Source organism: Clostridium sp. YIM B02569 (assembly GCF_022320765.1).
In the GTDB taxonomy this organism is placed as follows: Bacteria; Bacillota; Clostridia; order Clostridiales; family Clostridiaceae; genus Clostridium; species Clostridium beijerinckii.
Genome location: NZ_JAKJJX010000027.1, coordinates 38,250 through 61,132, shown reverse-complemented (window position 1 = coordinate 61,132; position 22,883 = coordinate 38,250). Strand labels below are relative to the sequence as shown.

18 protein-coding genes and 1 pseudogene are annotated in these 22,883 nt (G+C 30.5%); 16 read left to right on the top strand and 3 right to left on the bottom strand.

Annotation, left to right across the window (positions count from 1 at the left end; translation table 11 throughout):
- Nucleotides 1-46: 46 nt before the first annotated feature.
- The 7 genes from L3B96_RS21440 to L3B96_RS21410 all read left to right on the top strand — a co-directional run bounded on the left by L3B96_RS21440 (nucleotide 47) and on the right by L3B96_RS21410 (nucleotide 7,235).
- Entirely contained in the window at nucleotides 47-1,357 is a 1,311-nt protein-coding gene (locus tag L3B96_RS21440; protein WP_238948519.1) for a 6-phospho-beta-glucosidase, read from the top strand.
- Between the two features lie 19 nt (nucleotides 1,358-1,376).
- A complete protein-coding gene (locus tag L3B96_RS21435; RefSeq protein WP_012058871.1) occupies nucleotides 1,377-1,682 on the top strand; it encodes a PTS lactose/cellobiose transporter subunit IIA in 306 nt (101 codons plus the stop codon).
- 110 nt (nucleotides 1,683-1,792) lie between these two features.
- Nucleotides 1,793-2,887 (top strand): N-acetylmuramoyl-L-alanine amidase, encoded by a 1,095-nt coding sequence (locus L3B96_RS21430; RefSeq protein WP_238948518.1) that lies wholly within the window; start codon nucleotides 1,793-1,795, stop codon nucleotides 2,885-2,887.
- A gap of 24 nt (nucleotides 2,888-2,911) precedes the next feature.
- Nucleotides 2,912-4,318, top strand: coding sequence for a DUF5050 domain-containing protein (locus tag L3B96_RS21425; protein ID WP_238948517.1), 1,407 nt, complete (start codon nucleotides 2,912-2,914; stop codon nucleotides 4,316-4,318).
- 177 nt (nucleotides 4,319-4,495) lie between these two features.
- Nucleotides 4,496-5,581 (top strand): MupG family TIM beta-alpha barrel fold protein, encoded by a 1,086-nt coding sequence (locus tag L3B96_RS21420; protein ID WP_238948516.1) that lies wholly within the window; start codon nucleotides 4,496-4,498, stop codon nucleotides 5,579-5,581.
- A gap of 223 nt (nucleotides 5,582-5,804) precedes the next feature.
- The gene (locus L3B96_RS21415) at nucleotides 5,805-6,590 is read left to right on the top strand and encodes a pseudouridine synthase (protein WP_238948515.1); all 786 of its coding nucleotides are present in this window, start codon (nucleotides 5,805-5,807) and stop codon (nucleotides 6,588-6,590) included.
- A 306-nt stretch (nucleotides 6,591-6,896) separates the two neighbouring features.
- Complete coding sequence (locus tag L3B96_RS21410; protein ID WP_238948514.1) at nucleotides 6,897-7,235, top strand: DUF2500 family protein; 339 nt, start codon at nucleotides 6,897-6,899, stop codon at nucleotides 7,233-7,235.
- A 2-nt stretch (nucleotides 7,236-7,237) separates the two neighbouring features.
- Here L3B96_RS21410 and L3B96_RS21405 read toward each other — a convergent pair whose 3' ends face one another.
- Nucleotides 7,238-8,029, bottom strand: coding sequence for a helix-turn-helix domain-containing protein (locus tag L3B96_RS21405; RefSeq protein WP_238948513.1), 792 nt, complete (start codon nucleotides 8,027-8,029; stop codon nucleotides 7,238-7,240).
- Nucleotides 8,030-8,284: 255 nt separating this feature from the next.
- On the opposite strand from L3B96_RS21405, the pseudogene L3B96_RS21400 reads away from it, so the two are divergent.
- The 9 genes and pseudogenes from L3B96_RS21400 to L3B96_RS21360 all read left to right on the top strand — a co-directional run bounded on the left by L3B96_RS21400 (nucleotide 8,285) and on the right by L3B96_RS21360 (nucleotide 19,548).
- Nucleotides 8,285-9,678 (top strand): annotated as a pseudogene (locus L3B96_RS21400) (MATE family efflux transporter).
- A gap of 461 nt (nucleotides 9,679-10,139) precedes the next feature.
- Nucleotides 10,140-11,774 (top strand): hypothetical protein, encoded by a 1,635-nt coding sequence (locus tag L3B96_RS21395; protein ID WP_238948512.1) that lies wholly within the window; start codon nucleotides 10,140-10,142, stop codon nucleotides 11,772-11,774.
- A gap of 584 nt (nucleotides 11,775-12,358) precedes the next feature.
- Nucleotides 12,359-13,075 (top strand): CoA transferase subunit A, encoded by a 717-nt coding sequence (locus L3B96_RS21390; RefSeq protein WP_238948511.1) that lies wholly within the window; start codon nucleotides 12,359-12,361, stop codon nucleotides 13,073-13,075.
- A gap of 11 nt (nucleotides 13,076-13,086) precedes the next feature.
- Nucleotides 13,087-13,740, top strand: a complete 654-nt coding sequence (locus L3B96_RS21385) for a 3-oxoacid CoA-transferase subunit B (RefSeq protein WP_275297306.1) — start codon at nucleotides 13,087-13,089, stop codon at nucleotides 13,738-13,740.
- Between the two features lie 330 nt (nucleotides 13,741-14,070).
- Nucleotides 14,071-15,639 (top strand): ABC transporter substrate-binding protein, encoded by a 1,569-nt coding sequence (locus tag L3B96_RS21380; RefSeq protein WP_238948509.1) that lies wholly within the window; start codon nucleotides 14,071-14,073, stop codon nucleotides 15,637-15,639.
- Between the two features lie 83 nt (nucleotides 15,640-15,722).
- A complete protein-coding gene (locus L3B96_RS21375) occupies nucleotides 15,723-16,676 on the top strand; it encodes an ABC transporter permease (protein ID WP_238948508.1) in 954 nt (317 codons plus the stop codon).
- A gap of 5 nt (nucleotides 16,677-16,681) precedes the next feature.
- Nucleotides 16,682-17,533 carry an ABC transporter permease gene (locus L3B96_RS21370; protein WP_238948507.1) on the top strand — a complete coding sequence of 284 codons (852 nt, stop codon included), beginning with the start codon at nucleotides 16,682-16,684 and terminating at the stop codon, nucleotides 17,531-17,533.
- A gap of 4 nt (nucleotides 17,534-17,537) precedes the next feature.
- Nucleotides 17,538-18,509: an ABC transporter ATP-binding protein gene (locus tag L3B96_RS21365; RefSeq protein ID WP_238948506.1), complete on the top strand. Its 972-nt coding sequence runs from the start codon at nucleotides 17,538-17,540 to the stop codon at nucleotides 18,507-18,509.
- A 64-nt stretch (nucleotides 18,510-18,573) separates the two neighbouring features.
- Nucleotides 18,574-19,548 carry an ABC transporter ATP-binding protein gene (locus L3B96_RS21360; RefSeq protein WP_238948505.1) on the top strand — a complete coding sequence of 325 codons (975 nt, stop codon included), beginning with the start codon at nucleotides 18,574-18,576 and terminating at the stop codon, nucleotides 19,546-19,548.
- Between the two features lie 203 nt (nucleotides 19,549-19,751).
- On the opposite strand, the gene L3B96_RS21355 is transcribed toward L3B96_RS21360, so the two are convergent.
- Together L3B96_RS21355 and L3B96_RS21350 are read right to left on the bottom strand one after the other, a co-directional pair.
- Nucleotides 19,752-21,995 (bottom strand): FtsX-like permease family protein, encoded by a 2,244-nt coding sequence (locus L3B96_RS21355; protein WP_238948504.1) that lies wholly within the window; start codon nucleotides 21,993-21,995, stop codon nucleotides 19,752-19,754.
- Nucleotides 21,995-22,693 carry an ABC transporter ATP-binding protein gene (locus L3B96_RS21350; protein ID WP_238948503.1) on the bottom strand — a complete coding sequence of 233 codons (699 nt, stop codon included), beginning with the start codon at nucleotides 22,691-22,693 and terminating at the stop codon, nucleotides 21,995-21,997. Before L3B96_RS21350 ends, L3B96_RS21355 begins: the two co-directional genes overlap by 1 nt.
- Nucleotides 22,694-22,883 lie beyond the last annotated feature (190 nt).

Below are 22,883 nucleotides of genomic sequence, written 5' to 3'. Positions count from 1 at the left end.
GTTATTGTACAAATGCTGCATAACAAAATCTAGTTGGAGGCGCAAGATGAATGAGTTGAAAATTGTAATAATTGGTGGAGGAAGCAGCTATACTCCAGAAATAATAGAAGGCTTTATAAAGAGAAAAAGCGAACTTCCAGTTAAGGAAATAGTTTTGGTTGATATAGAAGAAGGGAAAGAAAAGCTTAATATAGTAGGAGCTCTAGCAAAGCGAATGTGTGAAAAGGCTAATTTAGACATTAGAATTTCTCTCACATTAGATAGAAGAGAGGCTCTAAGTGATGCTGATTTTGTAGTTACACAATTTAGAGTTGGAGGATTAGATGCAAGGGCACGAGATGAGAAATTCCCTTTAAAGTATAACGTATTAGGTCAGGAAACAGTTGGTCCTGGAGGTTTTGCAAAAGCTCTTAGGACAATTCCTGTAATTTTAGATATTTCAAAAGATATTAAAGAATTATGCCCTAATGCATGGCTTATTAATTTTACTAATCCATCAGGAATTATAACAGAAGCTGTGTTGAAATATACAAATATTAAATGTATAGGCCTATGTAATGTTCCAATACACATGAAGATGGATATAGTTTCAATGTTAGATGTGAACAGTAAAGATGTTTTTATAGAATATGTAGGACTTAATCATTTAGTATGGGGACGAAATGTATGGTATAAAGGCATAAATGTAACTGATAGAGTTATAGAAAAATTAAAAGATGGCTCAGAACTTACAATGAAAAATATATCAGATTTAAAATGGCCAAAGAAATTTTTAGATGCTTTAGGAATGATACCATGTCCTTATCATAGATATTACTATATGACAGATAGATTATTGAAGGAAGAAAAAGATGCAGCCAAAACTATTGGGACACGGGCAGAACAGGTAAAGATAATTGAAGCAAGCTTATTTGAAAAATATAAGGATAAAAATCTAGATGTTAAACCACATGAGTTAGAAAAAAGAGGTGGAGCATATTATTCGGATGCAGCTGTATCACTTATAAGCTCAATATACAATGATAAAAAAGACATTCATACAATAAATGTTAAAAATAATGGAACTATTAAAGGAATTCCAGATGATTCCGTTGTTGAAGTTAACTGTTTAGTAGATAAGAGAGGTGCGACTCCGCTATCTTTGACACGACCTGTAGAAGAAAAAATTTTAGGCCTTATTCACAGTGTAAAATTTTATGAGATATCAACAATAGAAGCTGGAGTACATGGAAGTACAAATCAAGCTATAATGGCACTAGCTAATAATCCACTAGTCCCATCAGTAGATATTGCAATTAAGTTATTTGAGGACTTATGTTCATTAAACAAAGGATATTTACCGCAATTTAATAAATAATATTAGGAGATGAAGCTATATGGAGCAAGAAATATTCGAAATAATATCACATGCAGGAGATTCAAGAGCATATGCCTTTGAAGCTCTTGATGAAGCTGAAAATAAAAACTACGATAAAGCAGAAGAATTTTTAAAAAAGGCTAGAGAAGAACTTAAACTAGCTCATAGTACTCAGACAAAATTGATTCAGGCTGAGATAAATGGAAAAGGAATTAAAATAACATTACTTATGGTTCATGCGCAAGATCAATTAATGACTGCCATGTCTGAAAATGTCCTTATTGAAAAAATGGTAAGAATGTATAAGATTATGAATGAAAAGTAAAATAAATTAAATATTATGTAATTAAATGAATAGTTTATATAAATTTATGAAAAAATAGAATGAAAAAAATCTATATAGGATATAAAAAAATGTAGTGGAGGTAAGTATTTATGAAAAAATTTAAATGTATAGTCTTTGGAATTTTACTAGTCTGTACTTTCATATTACCTGTTTCTTATTGTAATGCAGAAGAAACTACTACTACGACTGAATCTAGCAATAGCAAAGTTTATGACTTACAACAAGATTCTTTTAAATATTATCAAGTCGAACATAAAGGAGCTTTAGGAATTCCAGTATCCTACTCATGTACAGAATCTGAGGCTGGAGATATTAGAAAATATACTGTGGAGCCTAAGTATTCTGAAAGAATTTATGGAAATAAAGTTGAAATACTTATTTCACAGGTTAATGTTACTGGTGAATCTGATAACTTCTATTCAGTTTTAAAAGATAATAAGTATATAAAGAATATAAAGCTAGATAAGCTTGATAATAATACAGCAAAAGTTGATATTGAGACTTCTGAAAAGCTTAATGTTAAAATAACTCCTGTAAAAAGGAGATATTCTTCCTTAGATGACAATAAATATGAGTTTAAGACCTTTATAGATGTTACGTTTGAAGAAAAGGTTAAAGATAACTCAAAAATAATAATTATTGACCCTGGTCATGGAGGCTCAGAGCTTGGAGCAACAGCCAATTTCACTTATGAAAAGCAGTTAAATTTGGATATATCTAAAAGAGTAAAAGAAAACCTTGAAAAAGCAGGATATCGTATATATATAACTAGAGATGATGATAAAAATGTAGGATTATTAGATAGAACAGATCCAGCAAATCTTTTGAATGCAGATTTATTTTTCTGTATACACAATAATTCACTTCCATTAGATGTTAATATGCAGTCTGTTTATATGTTTAGGGGGACTACGGTACTATATAATTCTACTGCTCCAAAACCAGGAAGAGAATTTGCAACAATACTCATGAGAGAAGTGTCTAGCACCATAAAAACTAACACATATCCACTTCAAGATAGACCAAATCTCGCAGTGTTATCATCAGCATGGTGCCCCGCAGTGCTCATGGAAACGACTGTTGAGTGCGATGATGGTGATGCAAAGATGATGATGCATAGACTAAACAGCCGAAAAGTTGCAGATGCATCACTTAGAGCTGTCAATAAATATTTTATAAAATAAAAAGAATCAGGGGTGGATGTATAGATGTCAAAAAAGGTTATTAATAGATTATTCTCAGTCATTACTATTACATCATTGATTTTTATAACATGTAGTACAAGTGCAAAAGCTGATACAACTGAAACTGATTTTTCACATACGGATTTTGGTACCGTTTCAGGTTTATCAGTTGAAAAGCAAAATCCATATGTCGAATATGCAGGAGTTGATCATTATCCAGTGCTAAGTGGTGACACCATCAAGATAAATATGAGTTCCAAGTATGATGGAGATTATTCTGACTACAGCAATTATGATCCAGTGCAGTATAGAGTATTTATAGCTAGGAGTGAAAATGAAGATTACACAGAATTAACTGATGGATATTCAAATCCAATACCCGCATATAATGAATTTACAATAAAAGATAATAATGCATTAACTGAAGGTAAATATAAAGTTATGATTTTTGTAAAAAGGTCTTCATCTAATGGAGCAGATCAAAATTCATATGGAGCTTATGATAAAATATATAATTTCAATTTTACTTGCTACAATAGCTCAGATGTGCCTAAAAATGACGATTCAAAAATTTCTAATTCATCAGGCAATATTGTAAATGATGGAATGGCTGTAGAAGATAATGATTATATATATTATATAAATAGGGTAGGAGATGTCTATGGAGCAGCTCCTGATTATTTGTACAAAATAAGGAAAAATGATCCTCTTAGGAAAGATTTATGTGATTTAAGTTACAATACACAATTAATTCCAAATAGAGTATGGAACCTTAATCTTGTAGACGACTGGATTTACTATAGCAATTGGAAAGATGCTTTTCACCACAGTATAAATAAAGTTAAAACAGATGGAACAGAGGACACATGCATAGCAAATGAGGCAGTAGGAAATATGTTTGTAGAAGGCAATTGGATATATTATGTTAAAAGAACTAATTCACATTCAATTGATTTAAATAATATATACAAAATATCTTTAGATGGCAGTTGTAGAATTAAACTTAATTCATCTGCTACAGAGGATATGACTGTAAGCAATGGATTGATATATTACACCAATATATCTGATGGATATAAAATCTACAAAATGAGATTAGATGGAAGTGAAAATACAAAAGTATGTGATGATGAAACTTTATTTATGACTGTTTGTGGAGATACTGTTTTTTATAGCAACAAATCAGATAGTGATAAGTTATATAAAGTAAATGGAGATGGAACAGGAAAAGCTAAGTTATCTAATGACAAAGCTACTTTTATAAATGCACGCAAAGATTATGTCTATTATGTGAATTATTCAGATAATGAAAATCTTTATAAAATTCCAGTTGGAGGTGGAAGATCTGAAAAGATTACTAACGAATATGGAACTAATATAACAATTTTAGACGATAAAATATTTTTTAATGGTATGTTTTATAATAAATAAATCACGTCAATTAAATAGAGAAACACTATATTTAAAATGATTGTCAGTGAAAATCTATAAGAAAATATAGATAGACCAAGTGAGACATGAATCTATGCATATAACGCTCCGAAATAAGGAGTATGCTTTATATGTTGTTTATCTATAACAAAAATTTTAATTAAGGGAGAATTTTTAATGAGAAGGCTAGGAATATCAGTTTATCCTATGCACAGTAGTGCAAATGAAATAGAAGATTATATAAAATTGGCATATAAATATAATTTTAAAAGAATTTTCACATGTCTTTTATCATTTGATGGAAGTAAAGAAGTAATAATCAATAATTTCAAGAAAATAATACAATGTGCAAATGAAAATGATATGGAAGTAATAGCAGATATAAGTCCTAAAGTATTCGATGAACTTGGAATTGATTATAAGAATTTAGATTTTTTTAAGGAGCTAGGACTCTATGGTATAAGACTTGATCTTGGATTTACTGGTTTAGAGGAATCTATTATGTCATTTACAAGTAAGAAATTGAAAATAGAATTAAACATGAGCAATGGGACAAAATATATAGATAATATATTCTCTTATATGCCAAATGCAGATAATATATTAGGCTGTCATAATTTTTATCCACACAGATATACAGGATTAAGCTATGAACATTTTATAAAAACCAGCAAGCAGTTCAAATCGTTAGGAATTAGAACAGCAGCATTTATTTCATCTCACAGTGCAGATCATGGTCCATGGCCTGTAAACGATGGATTATGCACTCTTGAAATTCATAGAGAGCTTCCAATAACAATTCAAGCAAAGCATTTATGGACATCTGACTTAATAGATGATGTAATTATTGCAAATGCCTTTGCTAGTGAAGAAGAATTAAAAGCATTAAGTGAAATAGATCCTTATGTTTTGACTTTAAATTGTGAGATAAATAAAAATGCACCTGAAACAGAGAAGAAAATAGTGCTTGAAGAATTTCATTTTAACAGAGGAGATGTATCTGATTATTTAATAAGATCAACTCAAAGCAGAGTTAAATATAAAGACCACAATTTTGAAATATTTAATACTCCAGATATAAGAAGAGGAGATATTATTATAGAAAGTTCATTATATGGACATTATGCAGGAGAAATGCAGATAGCTAAAAAGCCTATGAAAAACTCTGGCAAATCAAATGTAGTAGGAAGAATCGCAGAGGAAGAACTGTTTTTGATTGATACAATAGCTCCATGGCAGAAATTTAAATTAGTAAATAATTAATGAAAAAGATGTTATAATCTATATAGATCAAATTGAAATAAAAGATTTATATGCTTTAAAAAGTTTATTATATTGAGATTTACTTTAAACTATGGATATCCAAATTAATAATTATATTTGCAGAATACAATTTATGATTAGATTTATTAAATAACAAGTTGAAATTAGGGACAAGTTAATTTAATTTTTTAGATTTTTTACATAGGAAGAGATGTGACGATATATGCGATTAGATAAATTTCTAGCAGAATCAGCTGTTGGAAGCAAAAAAAGTGTCAGAAATTATATTAAAGAAGGTATGGTAAAGGTAAATAAAGAGTTAGTTACAGAGCCTGCAATGGAAATTGATGAAAACTGTGATGTCATTGAGTATCTTAATAAGATAGTTAAATATACAGGAAAATTATATTACATGTTTAACAAACCAGCAGGTTGTATTACTGCAAAAACTGATGAGATTCATAAGACCGTATTTGATTTTTTAGGCGAAGCTGGTACGAAAGGAATATTTCATGTTGGAAGGTTAGACAAGGACACAGAAGGATTATTGTTATTTACAAATGATGGAGAATTTGAACATAAGGTCATGTATCCAGAAAAGCATGTTGAAAAAACTTATTTCTTTTGGGCATTAGGTTCTTTAAGCGAAGAAGATAAGAACCAATTAGAGCAGGGAACTTATATTGGACAAGGTAAAATATTAACTAAGCCTGCAAGAATAGAAGTAGATAAGTTTGGCGTATATGAAGATCTTAAACATGAAATGGCCACCAATAATGTGAACAATATAAACTCAAATCATCATACGCAGCCAGTCGTTTCTGGATATCTTACTATTTCAGAAGGACGCAAGCATCAAGTAAAGCGTATGTTAAAGTCCGTAGGCTGCTACGTTGTATATTTAAAGAGAATTTCAATTGGTGGACTAGCTTTAGACAAATCACTAGAGAAAGGCCAGTATAGGTCTTTGACAGAGTTAGAAATTCAAAAGGTGTTAGGAAATTTATAAAGTAGCTGATAATTAATAAGCTAAAATTTTTTGCATTTAAAAAAATCTTAGCTTTAATTTTTAACAAAATATGTATTATAAATAGAAGTTTAATTCATTAAAATTTATTTCGAAAATTTCTTAAATATTGACTTTATTTTAGCATAAATAACGCTTAATAGGTTAATTAATGTAAATTTATGATATAATGGGTATAAATTCGATAAGTATTAAATAAATAAGTTATCAAAATCAAGTTAAAATCAATGAAATGTAGAATTTAAGCTAAAGTAATAGAGTTTTAGAAAGATAGGAAGTGGGTTAATCATGATTGGATTTCAGCTAATATTTTTTGTTTTCGTAGCTTTTATAATTTTTATAAACATCAGTAAATATATTAAAAATGAAAACTCACCAATTATATCCACTAAGGCAAAATTAATTAAGAAGAAAAAAGAAACGTGTACAAATACAGACATCAATGGAGTTATGACAACTACTGAAAAGTTAATTTTAGAATTTGAGTTAGACACTGGGAGTGAAATTAAATTTACAGTTGGAAGACGTGTCTTCAAAAATGTTCCAGAACATGAATGGGGAACATTAACTTTTCAAGGAACACGCTTTTTAAAGTTTAACTCATCAAATGGGGTTGTTGAAAAATAGCATCATATACCTGTTCTAAATTTTGTAGGAGTAAGAGCAGTTAGTTCTTTAAAAATTCTGTTAAAATTTCGCTGACTTTCAAAGCCACATTCTAAAGCTATAACGGTAACTGGAAGGTCTGTTTCGCTAAGGAGTTTTTGAGCTTTATTTATTCTCAATCTATTTATGTAATCATTAAATTGGTAGCCAATCTTATTTGAAAAAATTCTTGAGAGATAAAATTTGCTGAAACCTAAATCTTTCGCTATACTATCTAGTGAAATTTTCTCATGGTAATGAATTTCAATATATTTAAGTAGATTTTGCATTGTACTGTTATAAAAAGTGCTGCTTTTTTTAAATGAAAAATGCGAATCAAGCTTTCCAAGTATGGTGTATAAAAGCCCTTTAATAACATATTTATTATTAGAACTTGTATATTCGTCATGGAGCATATATAAAAGAGAACTTACCCCATCATCGACAATATTTTTTGACATAAATGGATTCTCCAGTGTTTTGTCCATTCGTATACCAAAGAAGCTACGTGTAAGATCTGGTGAGAAAATAAATAGAATAATTTTTGAAAATCCATCACTATTAAAAGTATGTATATCATTAGGGAAACATATAGAAACCTCACCAGCCTTAAGGCAGCGCTGAGTATCGTTTATTGTAACTTCTATAGAGCCTTCAATAACATAAGCTATTTCTACATATGGATGTAAATGTGGAGGAAAACTGAAATTTTCTAAAATTTTTGAACTAAAAAAGTTTCGATCACCAGATTTGTTCGCTTCAAAAAAGGGATACATATAAGACCTCCAAATATTTAATATATATAATTAGTATGTAGATAGTTTAATGGTATTACAAGACATTGATATAAACACAATCCTTGCAAAATTCTAAGAAGACCAATTGCAAAATAATACATACTTAAATTAAATTTAACATAAAAAATATAACATGCACTGCAATATATGTCTATATTGGGTTAATATATTGCCAGCTTAATTTGTTAAATCCATGTAATATTGAAGTAAACAAAAGAAGGAGAGTTTTAAATTATGTCTGTAAAATATGTACATGATATGACTGAAGGTAATGAAGTTTCCCATATTATGAAATTCACTTGGCCAATGCTTATAGGCAATGTATTTCAGCAGTTTTATAACTTGATTGATTCAATAGTTGTAGGAAAGTTTGTTGGTGCTAATGCTTTAGCCGCAGTAGGTGCTTGTGGATCTCTAAGTTTTCTTTTTTTCTCTGTATGCTTGGGATTGTCTGTTGGTATAGGTATAATCATTTCTCAATATTTTGGAGCCAAGAAGGAAGAACAAGTAAAGAGAGCCATTGCCAATTCAACTTATGTGATTGGTGCATCTGGTGTTGTTATGAGTATATTAGGAGTTGTTTTTGCTCGTCAAGTTTTACAAATTTTGAATACACCACCTGAAATTTTAAATGATTCTGTAGCTTTTTTAAGAATAGCATCAGGAGGAATGATCGCTGTAGCATCCTATAATGCTATAGCAGCAATACTTAGAGCATTAGGTGACTCCAGTACACCTTTAGTTTTTCTAATTATTTCTTGCGCAATTAATGTTGTATTAGATTTAATCTTTGTTCTAAAATTTGGACTTGGTGTATCAGGTACTGCCTATGCTACTGTTATTTCTCAGGCATGTGCAGCAATTGGCTGCTTGGTATTTGCCTTGATCAAGAATCCATATTTTAAATTAAAGAAAGAACACTGGAAAATAAGTGAATTAATCATAACTAAATGTATAAGGATTGGAGTACCTGTAGCAGCTCAGAATTCACTGATTGCTGTTTCATTAGTAGCGCTTCAGAGTGTAGTAAATGGATTTGGAGAGACAGCTGTCGCAGCATTTACAGCTACTAGTAAAGTAGAACAGCTAATACAGCAGCCGTTCAATTCATTAGGGGCAGCTATGTCTACATTTGCAGGTCAAAATATGGGAGCTAATAAACTTGATAGGGTAAAAAAGGATATCACAAAAGCATTTTAATAGTAGCTGGATTTAGCCTTTTAGCATTTATTGCAGCTCAATTTGGCGGTCAGGCTATAATGGAAGTGTTTGTTAAAGATGAATCAGTAATAAATCTTGGAGATAAAGCAATAAGGATTACAAGTTGTGCATACTTTCCTCTTGGAATGATTTACGTTACAAGAGGTGTACTCAATGGTACAGGGGATGCATTTTATGCTATGGTTAATGGTTTTGTTGAAGTGGCTGGAAGAGTTGGATTTTCAAGTGGATTAGCTATGATTCCTTTTCTAGGAGTGTGGAGCGTGTGGGTAACTAGTGGACTTACTTGGACTATTACGGCTATAGCAAGCGTAATACGTTACAGGCAAGGTAAGTGGCAGGATAAATCCATAGTTAAACCAGTTGAAAAAACTATAGAGTACAAAAAGTGTGCTGAGAGCAAGTAAATGAATATCCTATAAAGTGCTGTAAGCAAAAGAAGAACAAATTAAAATAATTTTAGGGCAAATATTGACTACAAAAAGGCTGCGTTTTTACGTAGCCTTTTTATTTGGAAATTTACGTTTTATCTGTAGCATATAGTTAAAAATATCCCAACTAGAAATAATGAGTATGATTTTTTTGAGGCCATCATCTTGTATGAAACTTGTAAATATAAACAACTTAAGAATTAGAGTTATTAGATGAATATACTTGTAAATTTGTTAAGACTTTAAGTTCATATATTCACTAGAAATCATAAATATATTTGTGGAGAAAACATTTATGATTTCGGTGAGGTATACGTATAAGTATAGATTATAGTTGGTTTATCTATATACATAAATTAATTAGAATAGTATAATCATTCTGTTAATGATATTTTAGTAAAAGTAATTTTTAACTTTACTTTTAGGGAGGAATTGTTTTGTCAGAAAAAAATAAAAAATATAATATTACTAAAGCTTCAAATTCGAAAGTTAACGAGAGTTCAGGAGCTATAGTTGAAGCTGAAAAGCCTTTATCACAGTCAATGTTATGGAAATTGCAGACAGAATTCTTTGCAAACCAAGGGCCAGAGGCTTGGATTAAAGGTATTGTGCCACAATATATAACAACCAATCCGTATATCGCAAACCAATACGCTAAAACTGTCTTTGGATATTTGCGAGACTATGTTGCAAGAGAAGATATAGATAAAAATACTGTCATATATATTATGGAGCTTGCAGCAGGAGTTGGACGATTTACTTATACGTTTCTAAAAAGATTTTTACATATGATTGAAAATTCTTCGTTAAAAGATATAAAGTTTAAATACATAGTAACGGATTTTGCTGAAAGAAATATTGAATATTGGCAGAATCATAGCTTTTTAACTCCTTATTTCGAAGCTGGTATACTTGATTGTGCAACTTTTGATATATCTAAGGATGATGAAATTAAACTTAGACATAGTGGTGAAGTATTAGCAAAAGGGAAAATGAAAAATCCTTTAATTCTATTTGCTAATTATACTTTTGACAGTCTTCCACAAGATACTTTTTATGTTAATAACGGAGAGATTTATGAAGGAGTAATAACAATAACTTCTCCAGATGAAAAAGGAGATCCTAATGATAAATCAATTCTTGCAGGATTAGATTATTATTATACAGATAAAAAAATTGATGGGAATAGTTATTACGAAGATAAGAAATTAAATGATGTTTTGATGCATTACAAAAATTCTTTAGAGGATACAGCATTCTATATGCCTATAATTGGATTAAGATGTATTTCAAGATTAAGAAAGTTGTTTAATGATGACGTGATTCTAATATCTGCTGATAAAGGTTATAAGAATGAAGAAAGCATGGATAAAAATTATCATCCATTTTTATCAAAGCATGGATGTATTTCTATGACGGTAAATTTTCATGCTATAGAGTTATATTTTAAAGAACTCGGCGGAAAAGCAATACATAGTATATATGAACACGAAAACATAAATGTGTCTCTATTTATGGTAAGTAGTAGTAATAATGATTTTATTGAAACTTCAATGGCTTACAATGAAGTTATAGAAAGTGTGGGGCCAGATGATTTCTATATAATGAAAAAAGCAATTATGCCTTTGAGTAACTCCTTGACTACTAAGGAACTTTTGACTTTTCTAAGATTTACAGTATGGGATTCAAGAACTTTGCTTGAGTTATACAATATTTTAATTGAAAGAATAGAAAATGAAGAAGACTTCCCTAAAGATGAATTTGCTGATGCAATCAATAAAGTTTGGGAATACTATTTCCCTATTGGTGAAGAAGGCGACTTAGGATATTATTTTGGTTCTATATTAGGTTATCTTGGCTATGATAATGATGCACTAAAGCTTTTAGAATCTTCACTAGACTTTTATGGTGAATGCCCAGAAACAAATTACGAAATTGCACTTTGTTATTATAATTTACAACAAATTGATAAAGCCTTAGAGTATACAGAGAAATCTATTGGATTAGATCCAGATTTTGAACAGGGTAAAAACTTAAAGAATATAATTGAAGATATATTAAGCAATAACTAAAATTTTGATTAAACTTCATTTATTCTTAAAAAGATTCTAATAAACCTTTAAACCTTTTTAAGAATAAATGAGTTTTTAATGATTTAAATAAATACATCTTCAAATGAAAGTGTTTTCAAATGAAACATTTTTTAAATAAAAAAAGTTAACAATATACATGCATTAAAAAGTGCGAAGCACAACCGAAAATTTTTATAATTTATAGGAAACATGCAGGTTTAGTGCATTAAAAGATTATTATAAGAACAGATGTGAATTAGGGAAAATTATTCTAATTCACATCTATTTTTTTACTCAAGAGCTCAGTGAAATTCAAATCAATTATTTTATTTAATAAACTTATAACTCATAATGTCATATAAATTGAAAATGGTGATTCTTATATACTTCCATATGTTACAAAATAATTTATAAAAACTTATTAGACGTTATTCTTTCGGTTTTTGGATTTAATTGGAATATAAATTCATAAATAATAATATTATTATAACAGTTAAATTTCTAAAAGGGATAATTGGTCTTAAATAATAATTTTTCTTTTATAATCGATAGCATATTATAAAAATCTGGAGGTGTATAGAGAAATGACAAAGATTAAGACAGTACAGGAAGCAATAAAAAATATTAAAGATGGCATGAAGATAATGACAGCAGGTTTTTTAGGAGTGGGTGCTCCATTAAAGATGATAGAGGAGCTAGCGAATACAAATATTAAGGATCTTACACTTATTCAAGCTGTATCAGCTCAACCAGGGGAGACTCATGATGTTGGTATGCTCATAGCAAATAAACAAATAAAAAAATTTGTAGGTGCACATATTGGGACTTGCCCTGAAGCACAAGAACAATATAATGCAGGCACATTAGAAGTAGAATTTATACCTATGGGAACCATAGTTGAATGTATACGAGCTGGTGGAGCTGGACTTGGCGCAGTTATAACACCAACTGGGCTTGGTACAGAAATTGAGAATGGAAGAGATAAACTTATTGTAGATGGAAAGGAATATTTAGTATTTCCAGCTATAAAAGCAGACGTTGCATTAATTAAAGGTTGTAAGGCTGATAAGTTCGGAAATATTTTATATAGAGGAACAACAAAAGGAACAAATACCAGTATGGCACTTGCTGCTGATTTAGTTATAGCCGAAGTGGATGAAATCGTTGAAGTAGGTGAAATCCCTCCTGATAGTGTTGGAACACCGGGTATATTAGTAGATATAATAGTTCAAGGTGATTCTTTTGAAGATAGAAGAAAATATTTTGAAGATTTATGGACAAGAACTAATAAAATGAGATAGGGGTGAAAATGATGAATGGTAAAGAGATAATTGCAAGAAGAATCGCAAAAGAATTTAAAGAAGGAATGGTTGCTAATTTAGGATTCGGTATACCTAATATGGCTGCCAATTATTTACCAAAGGGAATGGAAATAACACTACAATGTGAAAATGGCGCATTGAAGTTTGGCGCAACTCCAAAGATAGGAGAATCTGACCCAGATCTAGCTAATTCAGGTGGATCTCCAATCACTTTACTACCAGGATCATCAACCTTTGATATGGATTTATCTTTTGCAATAATAAGAGGTGGGCATGTTGACATAACTGCATTGGGCGCTTTAGAGGTGGATCAAGAAGGAAATATTGCAAATTGGAAAATACCTGGAGTTTTTTCGCCTGGTATGGGAGGAGCAATGGATCTTTTAGTGGGAGCGAAATATGTAATAGCTGCATTAAGCCATAATGATAAAAAAGGGAACTCAAAAGTATTAAAAAAATGTACATTGCCTTTATCGGCTGCCAAATGTGTCAATCTAATAATTACAGATAAAGCGGTTATGAAAGTTACAGATAAAGGATTAGTTCTAATAGAAGTAGCACCAGGTTTAACTGTTGATGAAGTGTTGAAAACAACGGATGTCGATTTGATAATAGATGATAATGTTAAGGAAATGGAAATATAATAAAATGATTAGCGCATTGTTCAATATGAATATGCGCTTTTCTTATTTTCAAGAAATTCGTATTAAATTAAAATTTTTCAGCGCATATATAATAAAAAATCATTAAGGAATATTATTTATTTAGATGAAAAAAACGGTAAAAAATATATTGACAAAGTAATTCTGAGTGATATAATCGGAATATAAACCCAGTAAATCTATAAGAATTATGTGAATATACAATAAAAAAAGAAAAGCAGATCTCCATAAAGCTTGCTATTCTAATTGTGTAGTTGTTTTCATAAAATTTTACGAGGGGATTTTATAAGCATAATTTAAGGGGGAAAATAAGTGAAAATAGGAAAGTTATCAAAAATTTTAATAGTAGGAATTGCTGCAATATCTATATTAAGCGGATGTGGAAAGACAAGCAGTAGTGCTAAAACTGAGGCAAGTGCTTCAAAATCTGATACATTCACATATGGGATTGATGGAGATCCAGGTAATTCAGTAAATGTAATAACGACAAGTGATCGTTATGGATTGATGGAAATAAAAGCATTATATTCACCACTTTATATGTATAATTCAGATAAAGTTGAGTATTTCCTTGCAGAAAGCATGACGCCATCTGAAGATAAACTAACGTATACGGCAAAGCTAAGAAAAGATGTTAAATGGAGCGATGGTGTAAAATTTACAGCTGATGATGTAGTTTTCACGTATAATGAGATGCTAAATGAAAAAAATGCTGGTTGGGCGTATAGTCAGCTAATATTTAATGGAAAACCAGTAAAAATCGAAAAGATTGATGATTATACTGTTAATTTCGTTCTTCCAGAAGTTAGTGCCCCAGCGATGGAGCTTTTAGGAGATATTTTTATAATGCCTAAGCATGTATATGAAGGAGAAACAAATTTCGAAAATAGTGAAAAGAATGCAAAGCCAGTGGGTACTGGACCTTATAAATTAGAGGAATATAAAGCAGGGCAGTATGTAAAGTTAGTCAAGAATGATGATTATTTCCTTGGTGCACCTAAAATACAAAATGTAGTATTTAAGACAATACCGGATGCCAATACAGCTAAACTCTCACTTCAAAAGGGTGAAATAAATGCATTAATTGTTCAGTCTAATGATTTAAAGGATTTAAAAAGTGATAAATTAACTTCTTATACCTATGACGAAGGAAGAATAGCTTACATGGTTATGAATTCAAAATCAGTTAAACTTCAAAACGAAGATGTAAGGAAAGCTATATTTTATGCTCTAAATAGAAAGGATATGATAAATGCAGCCTTTGGATCTGATGAATATGCAAAGGAGGCATATACTTTCCTTCCAAATGAAAGCAAGTATCATACTGATGATGTTGAAAAATATGATTATAATCAGGATAAAGCTAAGGAACTCTTAGCTAAAGCAGGAGTATCTGGTCTTAAGCTTAAACTTGGATATGTTGGAAATAATGTGCCTTATCAGAAGGAAGCAGCTATTATTCAACAAAATCTTAAAGCAGTGGGAATAGATGTTGAGCTTTCAGGTGGAGAGGATGCTGCTATTACCCAAAAAATGAAGGATCCAAATAGCGATTATGATATGTTCCTTGGTGGGTATATAATGGGAATCGATCCAGATACATTTAACTCATTATTTATACCTGGTTCACACAACTATAGCCATTTTGATGATAATAAACTTGTTGATTTGTTTAATGCAGGAAGAGTAGAAAAAGATGAAGCCAAAAGAAAAGAAATATATAATGATGCCCAAAAACAAATTCAAAATGATGCGTATTTCTATCCAATTCTTGAGAATAAGAGAATACTTGTTATGAGCTCTAATGTTGATGGAGTAAAGGATGCTGCATTAGTTCCAGTATATACTTTTGAAGATATGTCAAAATTGCATTTTAAATAAAAATTATTACAGGTTAAGCTCATGGGGAATAACAAATAATTATTCCCCATTTATAATTTATCAATAAAGGAAGTGACAATATAGTGGCTAGATATATATTAAAAAGAGTTATTCAAGCAATTCCACTGCTATTAATAATTTCAATAATTTGTTTTACATTTATTAAGTTAGCTCCATATAATGCAATTGATGCCATGGCAACACCAAATATGCCAGAAGAAACTGTAAATTTAATAAAAGCCAAATATGGGTTTGATAAACCAGCTTATGTACAATACTTTTTATGGCTTAAGGGAATATTAAATGGACAATTTGGATATTCAATAGTTAACCACGAAAGTATAGCTAATGATTTAGCAGCAAGAATTCCAGCTACAATGGCGCTAGTTTTACCATCATATTTACTTGCAGTTGTAATGTCAATAGTTCTTGGATTGTTAGCTGGAGCAAATAAAAATAAATTTATAGATAAAGTGATTGATGGATTTTGTTCAATAGGTATAGCAGTACCAACATTTTGGTTCGCTATGATAATTATTTTTATATTTGGGTACAAGCTTGCAATATTTCCTATACTAGGAATGAATACCATTGGGGAGGAAGATTCATTTTCAGACCTTTTAGTTCATTTTATAATGCCATGCTTTGTCTTAACCACTGCTTTTTTGCCTGAGCTAGTGAGATACGTAAGATCATCCACAATAGGACAGGTATCACAAAACTATGTAACAGTTCAGAATGCCTTCGGAGGAAGTACGAGGGAAATCCTCTTTAAACATGTATGCAAAAACGTTCTTCTTCCAATAATTACAAAGATAGGAATTGCGCTGCCAATGCTTGTGACAGGTGGTATGATAACCGAAACTGTTTTTGGCTGGCCTGGAGTTGGTCCATATTTCATAACAGCAATTAAAGGTATGGATTATCCTGTTATCATGGCGATTTTAATTTTATCATCATCATTGGTTATATTAGGGAATCTATTGTCTGATATACTATATAGCTTAGTTGATCCAAGAATAAGAGGAATGAGGTAAATCATATGGAAAATAGACGAATTAATAATTTTAAGTATGAATTAAGAAATAGTAAAACTTCCATATTCTCATTGGCTTTTCTAATCTTTATAGTACTTATTTCGATATTTGCATTTTTAATACCTATAAATCCAGATGCAACTGATACAGCCAATATGCTACAATCACCTAGTATCAGCCATTTATTTGGTACTGATGAACTTGGAAGGGATTATTTAACTAGAACTATATATGGGGGAAGGGTATCACTTATAGTTGGAGTTCTTGCAATGATAATTTCTACTTCAATAGGTGTTTTAGTTGGAACAATAAGTGGATATTTTGGTGGAAAAATAGATAATCTATTAATGCGTTTTGTAGATATAATATCTTCTATACCTTGGCTTATATTAGTAACCGTAATTAGTATATTTTTGAAACCAGGCCTACAAGCTATAATTATTGTTATAGGATTATTTACATGGATGGAAATTGCGAGGCTTGTTCGTGCAGAAACGCTTTCAGTGAAGGAAAGGGAATATGTGTTGTATGCTATCTCTATTGGACAATCTTCAAGAACAATAATACTTAAGCATATTATTCCAAGCGTTTTCCCAACTATTATAATTGCATCAACAACAAGTATAGCTGGAGCTATAATGACTGAATCTTCATTAAGTTTTTTAGGTCTTGGAATTCAACAACCAATGTCTTCATGGGGAAATTTACTTCAAAATTCACAATCAAATCTTCAAAATGCTCCATATATGGCAATATTACCAGGGCTATTAATAATTTTAACAATATATTCATTTAATAAGCTTGGAAATACTCTTAGGGCAATTGTAGAGCCAAGAGTTGTTGGAGGTGAAAAATAGTATTATGAGTAAAGAAGCTCTTCTAAAAATAAAAGATCTAAAGACTAACTTTTACATTAAAAATAATAAAATAGAAGCTGTAAGAGGGGTAGATATTGAAATAAAATCTGGAGAGGTTTTAGGTATTGTTGGTGAATCTGGGAGCGGAAAAAGTGTTCTTATGAAATCTGTAATGCGAATTCTTCCTCCAAATGCACAGATAGATTCTGGAGACGTTTATTTTAATGATAATAATATACTGAAGTTATCTGCTAAGGATATGAGAAAAATTAAAGGGAAAGAAATAGCTATGATATTTCAAGACCCTATGACAGCATTAAATCCACTAAAGAAAATAGGAAATCACATTATAGAAGTTTTAGTTAGGCATAAAGGAATTAACAAAAGAGATGCCAGAAAAATGGCAATTGATGTATTAAAGGATGTAGGAATACCAATGCCAGATAAAAGAATAGATCAATATCCTCATGAATTCAGCGGAGGTATGAGACAAAGAGTATTAATTGCAATGGCGCTTGCATGTAATCCTAAACTTTTAATTGCAGACGAGCCAACAACTGCTTTAGATGTAACTATTCAAGCTCAGATATTAGAACTTTTAAAATCACTTAAAATTAAGAATAACATGTCAATAATTCTTATAACCCATGATCTTGGAGTTGTAGCTAGTTTATGTAATAGAATTGCAGTTATGTATGGAGGCCTAATAATGGAAGAAGGAACAGCGGAAGAGATCTTTTATTCATCAAAGCACCCATATACAAAAGCATTACTAAATTCTATCCCAAAGGTTCAAGATGATGAAAAAGCCAGGCTTAATCCAATAAAAGGTTCAGCCCCTTCTCTTTTAAATCCTCCAAAGGGATGTCCATTTGCAGAAAGATGCGAATTTGCAAAATCAGAGTGTTTTAATAAAATACCTGAATATAATAGTTTTAGTAAAACCCATAGAAGTATGTGTCTTCTTGCTAAATGATTTGGATATTTTGCGTTATTAATTATTTGATACAAATTATTAGTTTATTAAGGAGAGAAAGAGAATGGGAAAGAAAAATGATATATTAATAGAAGTAAAAGATTTAAAAAAATACTTTCCAGTTAAAAATGGAATTACTAAAAATAATTTTATAAAAGCTGTGGATGGAGTTTCTTTTTATATAAGAAGAGGGGAAACTTTTGGATTAGTTGGAGAGTCCGGGTGGGGAAAATCTACTTTAGGAAGAACAATAACAAGGCTTTATGATGTAACATCTGGTGATATATTCTTTGAAGAAAATAATATTGCCAAACTAAGAAAAAAGCAAATGAAACAATATTATAAAAAGATACAAACCATTTTTCAAGATCCATATTCCTCACTTAATCCATACATGAATGTAAAGGAACTAATTGAAGAGCCGTTAACTTTACACACTGGATTAAATAAATTAGAAAGAAAAGAAAAAATTGAAAATCTTCTTGAAATGGTTGGTTTGAAGAAAGATGATATGGATAAATTCCCGCATGAATTTAGTGGAGGGCAGTGTCAAAGAATTGGAATTGCAAGAGCAATATCGACAAATCCGGACTTTGTATTATGTGATGAACCAATATCAGCCCTAGACGTATCAATACAAGCTCAAGTTGTTAATATGCTTGAGGATTTGCAAAAGGAAATGGGATTGACTTATCTTTTTGTTGCACATGATTTATCCATGGTAAAGCATATTTCTGATAGAATTGGAGTTATGTACTTAGGAAGTATTGTCGAAGTAGGTAAAAGTGATGACTTATATAAGAATCCACTTCATCCATATACCAAAGGGCTTTTGTCATCTATACCTATAGCTGATCCTATAAAAGCGAGAGAATCTAATTTAAATATTATTAAAGGAGATATACCAAGCCCAATGAATATACCTTCTGGTTGTAGATTCCATACTAGGTGTCCATATGCAAAACCAATATGCAGTAATGTTCAGCCAATACAAAAGGAAATAGGAGCTGATCACATGGTAGCATGCCATTTATACTAATAGTTAAGAGTAATAACTGTGAATATTTATTCAATAAAAAAGTTATTCGCATATTTGGTAGTTGTTATGAGCTTCCTTTCGTGCATTCAGGGTTGGTCTGTTAATAAGTTACTAGAATTTTATAATTATTTTTCTTGTAACGGCGTAACAGACCATCTTATATTTTGATAACCTATACTATATAAAAAAACATATTATCGTGTTTATTCTACTCTAGATTTCAATGCTTCAGCCATTGAAATTTTGTTTATCTTTTTCCTGCTAAGTAATTTTGATAGTTCAAAGGTTAAGTATATTATTACGAAACCAATTATAATATAGATATAATCAAGTGTTACAGGGAAAGATATGCTCATTTCTTTTGTCATTGATTTAAATAGTGCAGTTAAAGAACCAAGTAGGAGTGGTACTCCTAGTATATATCCAAGCACTACTATAAACCTGGAACTATTTAAAATTAATGAGTAAATCTCTTTTTTTCTATAACCTAAAACCTTTAAAAGAGAAATATTATCTTTATTTTCCTCTATAGTTAAAGAAGTAACAACATATATTACGATAAGCCCGATTATAAAGGATATGAAAGCTATACTTCCTATTATTGCTTGAAGCGGTTTTGTCATTGTATCAAAGGCTTTTTTCATATCATCAACAGTTACAACTGTTAAAATTTTATTTTCTGGAATGTCTATTTTTTCCGTGCTCCATAATCCAATATAACTTCCAGAAGGGAAACCAAGCATATTATTAAGACTATCAAGTGGCATATAAACATATTGACCTACAAATGTTTCTGCAATGCTGTCAACTGTTATGTTGTACTCTTTAGAATCTAATCTGTTGATTACTTTTAATGTATCCTTTGGCGATATATTAAGTTTATCAGCTAAAGGTCGTGTAATGATGATTCTATCAGGTTTTAATATATTACCTGATTTATCCTTAAAGGAAATATATTCAGAATCTGGACTCACACCATATACTGTAAAAGTAGTTTTATCATCATATTTCATTGCAAATGGCATTTCCAAGAAAGGTTCTCCTTTTTCTGGCTTACCATTTTGGATAGAGTTAAATACATAATGATAATTATACTTAAAGGCTTCATTAAAAGATTCTTTAAGTAAGGAATCCATTGAACTCTTAGATGCAAAGCCCATGAGTAGAAGCATTGTTGACATAACTATGCCAAGTAACAAAAATATACTTCTAGGTATGCTTCTTAGAAGCTCACGTATTTTAAATTTATTATTAAAATTTAATCTTTCAAGGTTTATTTTTCTTTCTAAGAAACCAACTTTATTATTTTGAGCGCCACCTCGCATTAGCTGGATTGGTGAATTTTTTAGGGATTTATTAACTACAAAATAACTGCAGATTACTAAGAAGAATATTGGTAGTAAAATGCTTACTATAATATATCCTATATCATAGCTTAAATAACCTACTGGAATATTAAAAAATGACACATAATAGTTCATCATAGGTCTTAAGGTTAGTAATCCAAGGAGAGTTCCTAGAATACCGCCTACAAGTGAAATGACTATGGGGTATAGGAGATAATGCTTCATAATCTCCTTCTTTTTATAACCCAAGGCATAAAGAGTTCCGATAATAACAGCTTCTCTCTTTAACATTCTATACATAACTATTCCTGTTAATATGCAGGTTAAAAGAAGTACAGCTATAGGCATGGAGGAACTCATTTTATCAATTCCAGAAAGCTTTGCTGTAAAATACGTAACTCTTGGGTTGTCACTTGTGTTTATCCAGCTGAGAAGAATAGTATTTTCACTTCTTAAATAATCTTTAAAGTCAGATATCCTATTATCTATACTACTTCTGTCGCCATTAAATCTTATGGAATAAGAAACATTGCCTTTATTTAAACTATTAAAATCATCTTTACTCATAACAGCTATTCCAAAACTGTTTGGATCATTCATTATATCTGATTCACTTTTTAGTGGATAGATATAGTTAGGAATAGACATAAAGCCTGATAATATAAAATTTCTATCATTAATTTTTATATTATCCCCGATATTTAATTTATTAGCTTTTCCATATGAGGGATCTATAAGGATATCACCGCTATTTAGAGCTTTTCCTTGAATGATAGCAGGGATATTAACCTCTTTATTTTCACTGAATATCCTTAGGGTTTTATCCTCTGATACCAAGTAATCAAATGACTTTGTTTCCTCAATACTCATATTAAATTTTATTTCCAGAGCTTCAATATTAGTTATTCTTGGAGTGGCTATAAAATTTGCATCTTCTTGCTTGTAATCTCTTTCAAAGGAAGAAGATAGTTGTGTAAGATTTCTTGAAACCAAGTTAAACATTGCAAAAAGTAAACAGCTAAAAACAATAAGTACTAATGAACCAATATATTGTGATTTGCCTTCCAGCATGGTTCTTCTAATTTTTTTATTAATAATCATTACCACTCAATCCTTTCTGCTGGTATGGCGGTGCTGTTAACTATGCGCTCTACAATTTCACCACTTCTAACCCTATAAACTTTATTAGCCATAGCACTAATTGCAGTGTTGTGAGTTATCATAAGTATAGTTGTATCAAACTCTTTGTTTACCTTTTGAAGAAGCTTTAAGATTTCCCTTGAAGTTGAAAAATCTAGAGCACCTGTTGGTTCATCGCATAGCAAAAGAGTAGGATTTTTAACTATAGCTCTTGCAATAGAAACTCTTTGCTGCTCACCGCCACTAAGTTCCCTTGGAAATCTATGCTTTTTATCAAGCATATCCACAGCTTTCAGCACCTCGTAAATGTTAAGCGGTGATTTGCTTATATTTGAAACAACTTCTATATTTTCACCTACAGTAAGATTAGGGATTAGATTATAAAACTGAAATATAAAGCCGATATTTTCCCGTCTGTAATCTGTAAGCTTATTATCATTTAGTTTAGTAATATCTATGTTATCAACTGAAACCATACCTGAATCACATCTGTCAATTCCTCCAATAATATTAAGAAGTGTTGATTTTCCAGAACCAGAAGGCCCAAGTATTACTCCTATCTCACTTTTATCTAAACTTATATCGGCTCCTTTTAAGACAGTAGTAGTTATATCACCTGTATTATAGCTTTTTCTTAAATTTTCTACTTTTAAAAACATTATTTATATTCTCCCATCACTAAAGTTCTGTTAATTAGAGAAATATTCTTTATATGATTCTAGTAAATAAATATATTTCTTTAGATATAGTGTTCGCTTAAGATCAAGGCCTTATTCAATATAAATATGGTTTTGTAGACTTACCAACATGACCAGGTTTAGGATTTATTATTGATGAGAATAAAGTAAA

What these genes read in the sequence shown, in the direction of transcription:
- L3B96_RS21385 (WP_275297306.1), top strand. Translation starts at nt 13,087, where the DNA reads ATGAATGGTAAAGAGATAATTGCAAGAAGAATCGCAAAAGAATTTAAA.
- L3B96_RS21425 (WP_238948517.1), top strand. Translation starts at nt 2,912, where the DNA reads ATGTCAAAAAAGGTTATTAATAGATTATTCTCAGTCATTACTATTACA.
- L3B96_RS21370 (WP_238948507.1), top strand. Translation starts at nt 16,682, where the DNA reads ATGGAAAATAGACGAATTAATAATTTTAAGTATGAATTAAGAAATAGT.
- L3B96_RS21365 (WP_238948506.1), top strand. Translation starts at nt 17,538, where the DNA reads ATGAGTAAAGAAGCTCTTCTAAAAATAAAAGATCTAAAGACTAACTTT.
- L3B96_RS21390 (WP_238948511.1), top strand. Translation starts at nt 12,359, where the DNA reads ATGACAAAGATTAAGACAGTACAGGAAGCAATAAAAAATATTAAAGAT.
- L3B96_RS21360 (WP_238948505.1), top strand. Translation starts at nt 18,574, where the DNA reads ATGGGAAAGAAAAATGATATATTAATAGAAGTAAAAGATTTAAAAAAA.
- L3B96_RS21350 (WP_238948503.1), bottom strand. Translation starts at nt 22,693, where the DNA reads ATGTTTTTAAAAGTAGAAAATTTAAGAAAAAGCTATAATACAGGTGAT.
- L3B96_RS21410 (WP_238948514.1), top strand. Translation starts at nt 6,897, where the DNA reads ATGATTGGATTTCAGCTAATATTTTTTGTTTTCGTAGCTTTTATAATT.
- L3B96_RS21415 (WP_238948515.1), top strand. Translation starts at nt 5,805, where the DNA reads ATGCGATTAGATAAATTTCTAGCAGAATCAGCTGTTGGAAGCAAAAAA.
- L3B96_RS21440 (WP_238948519.1), top strand. Translation starts at nt 47, where the DNA reads ATGAATGAGTTGAAAATTGTAATAATTGGTGGAGGAAGCAGCTATACT.
- L3B96_RS21355 (WP_238948504.1), bottom strand. Translation starts at nt 21,995, where the DNA reads ATGATTATTAATAAAAAAATTAGAAGAACCATGCTGGAAGGCAAATCA.
- L3B96_RS21430 (WP_238948518.1), top strand. Translation starts at nt 1,793, where the DNA reads ATGAAAAAATTTAAATGTATAGTCTTTGGAATTTTACTAGTCTGTACT.
- L3B96_RS21420 (WP_238948516.1), top strand. Translation starts at nt 4,496, where the DNA reads ATGAGAAGGCTAGGAATATCAGTTTATCCTATGCACAGTAGTGCAAAT.
- L3B96_RS21435 (WP_012058871.1), top strand. Translation starts at nt 1,377, where the DNA reads ATGGAGCAAGAAATATTCGAAATAATATCACATGCAGGAGATTCAAGA.
- L3B96_RS21405 (WP_238948513.1), bottom strand. Translation starts at nt 8,029, where the DNA reads ATGTATCCCTTTTTTGAAGCGAACAAATCTGGTGATCGAAACTTTTTT.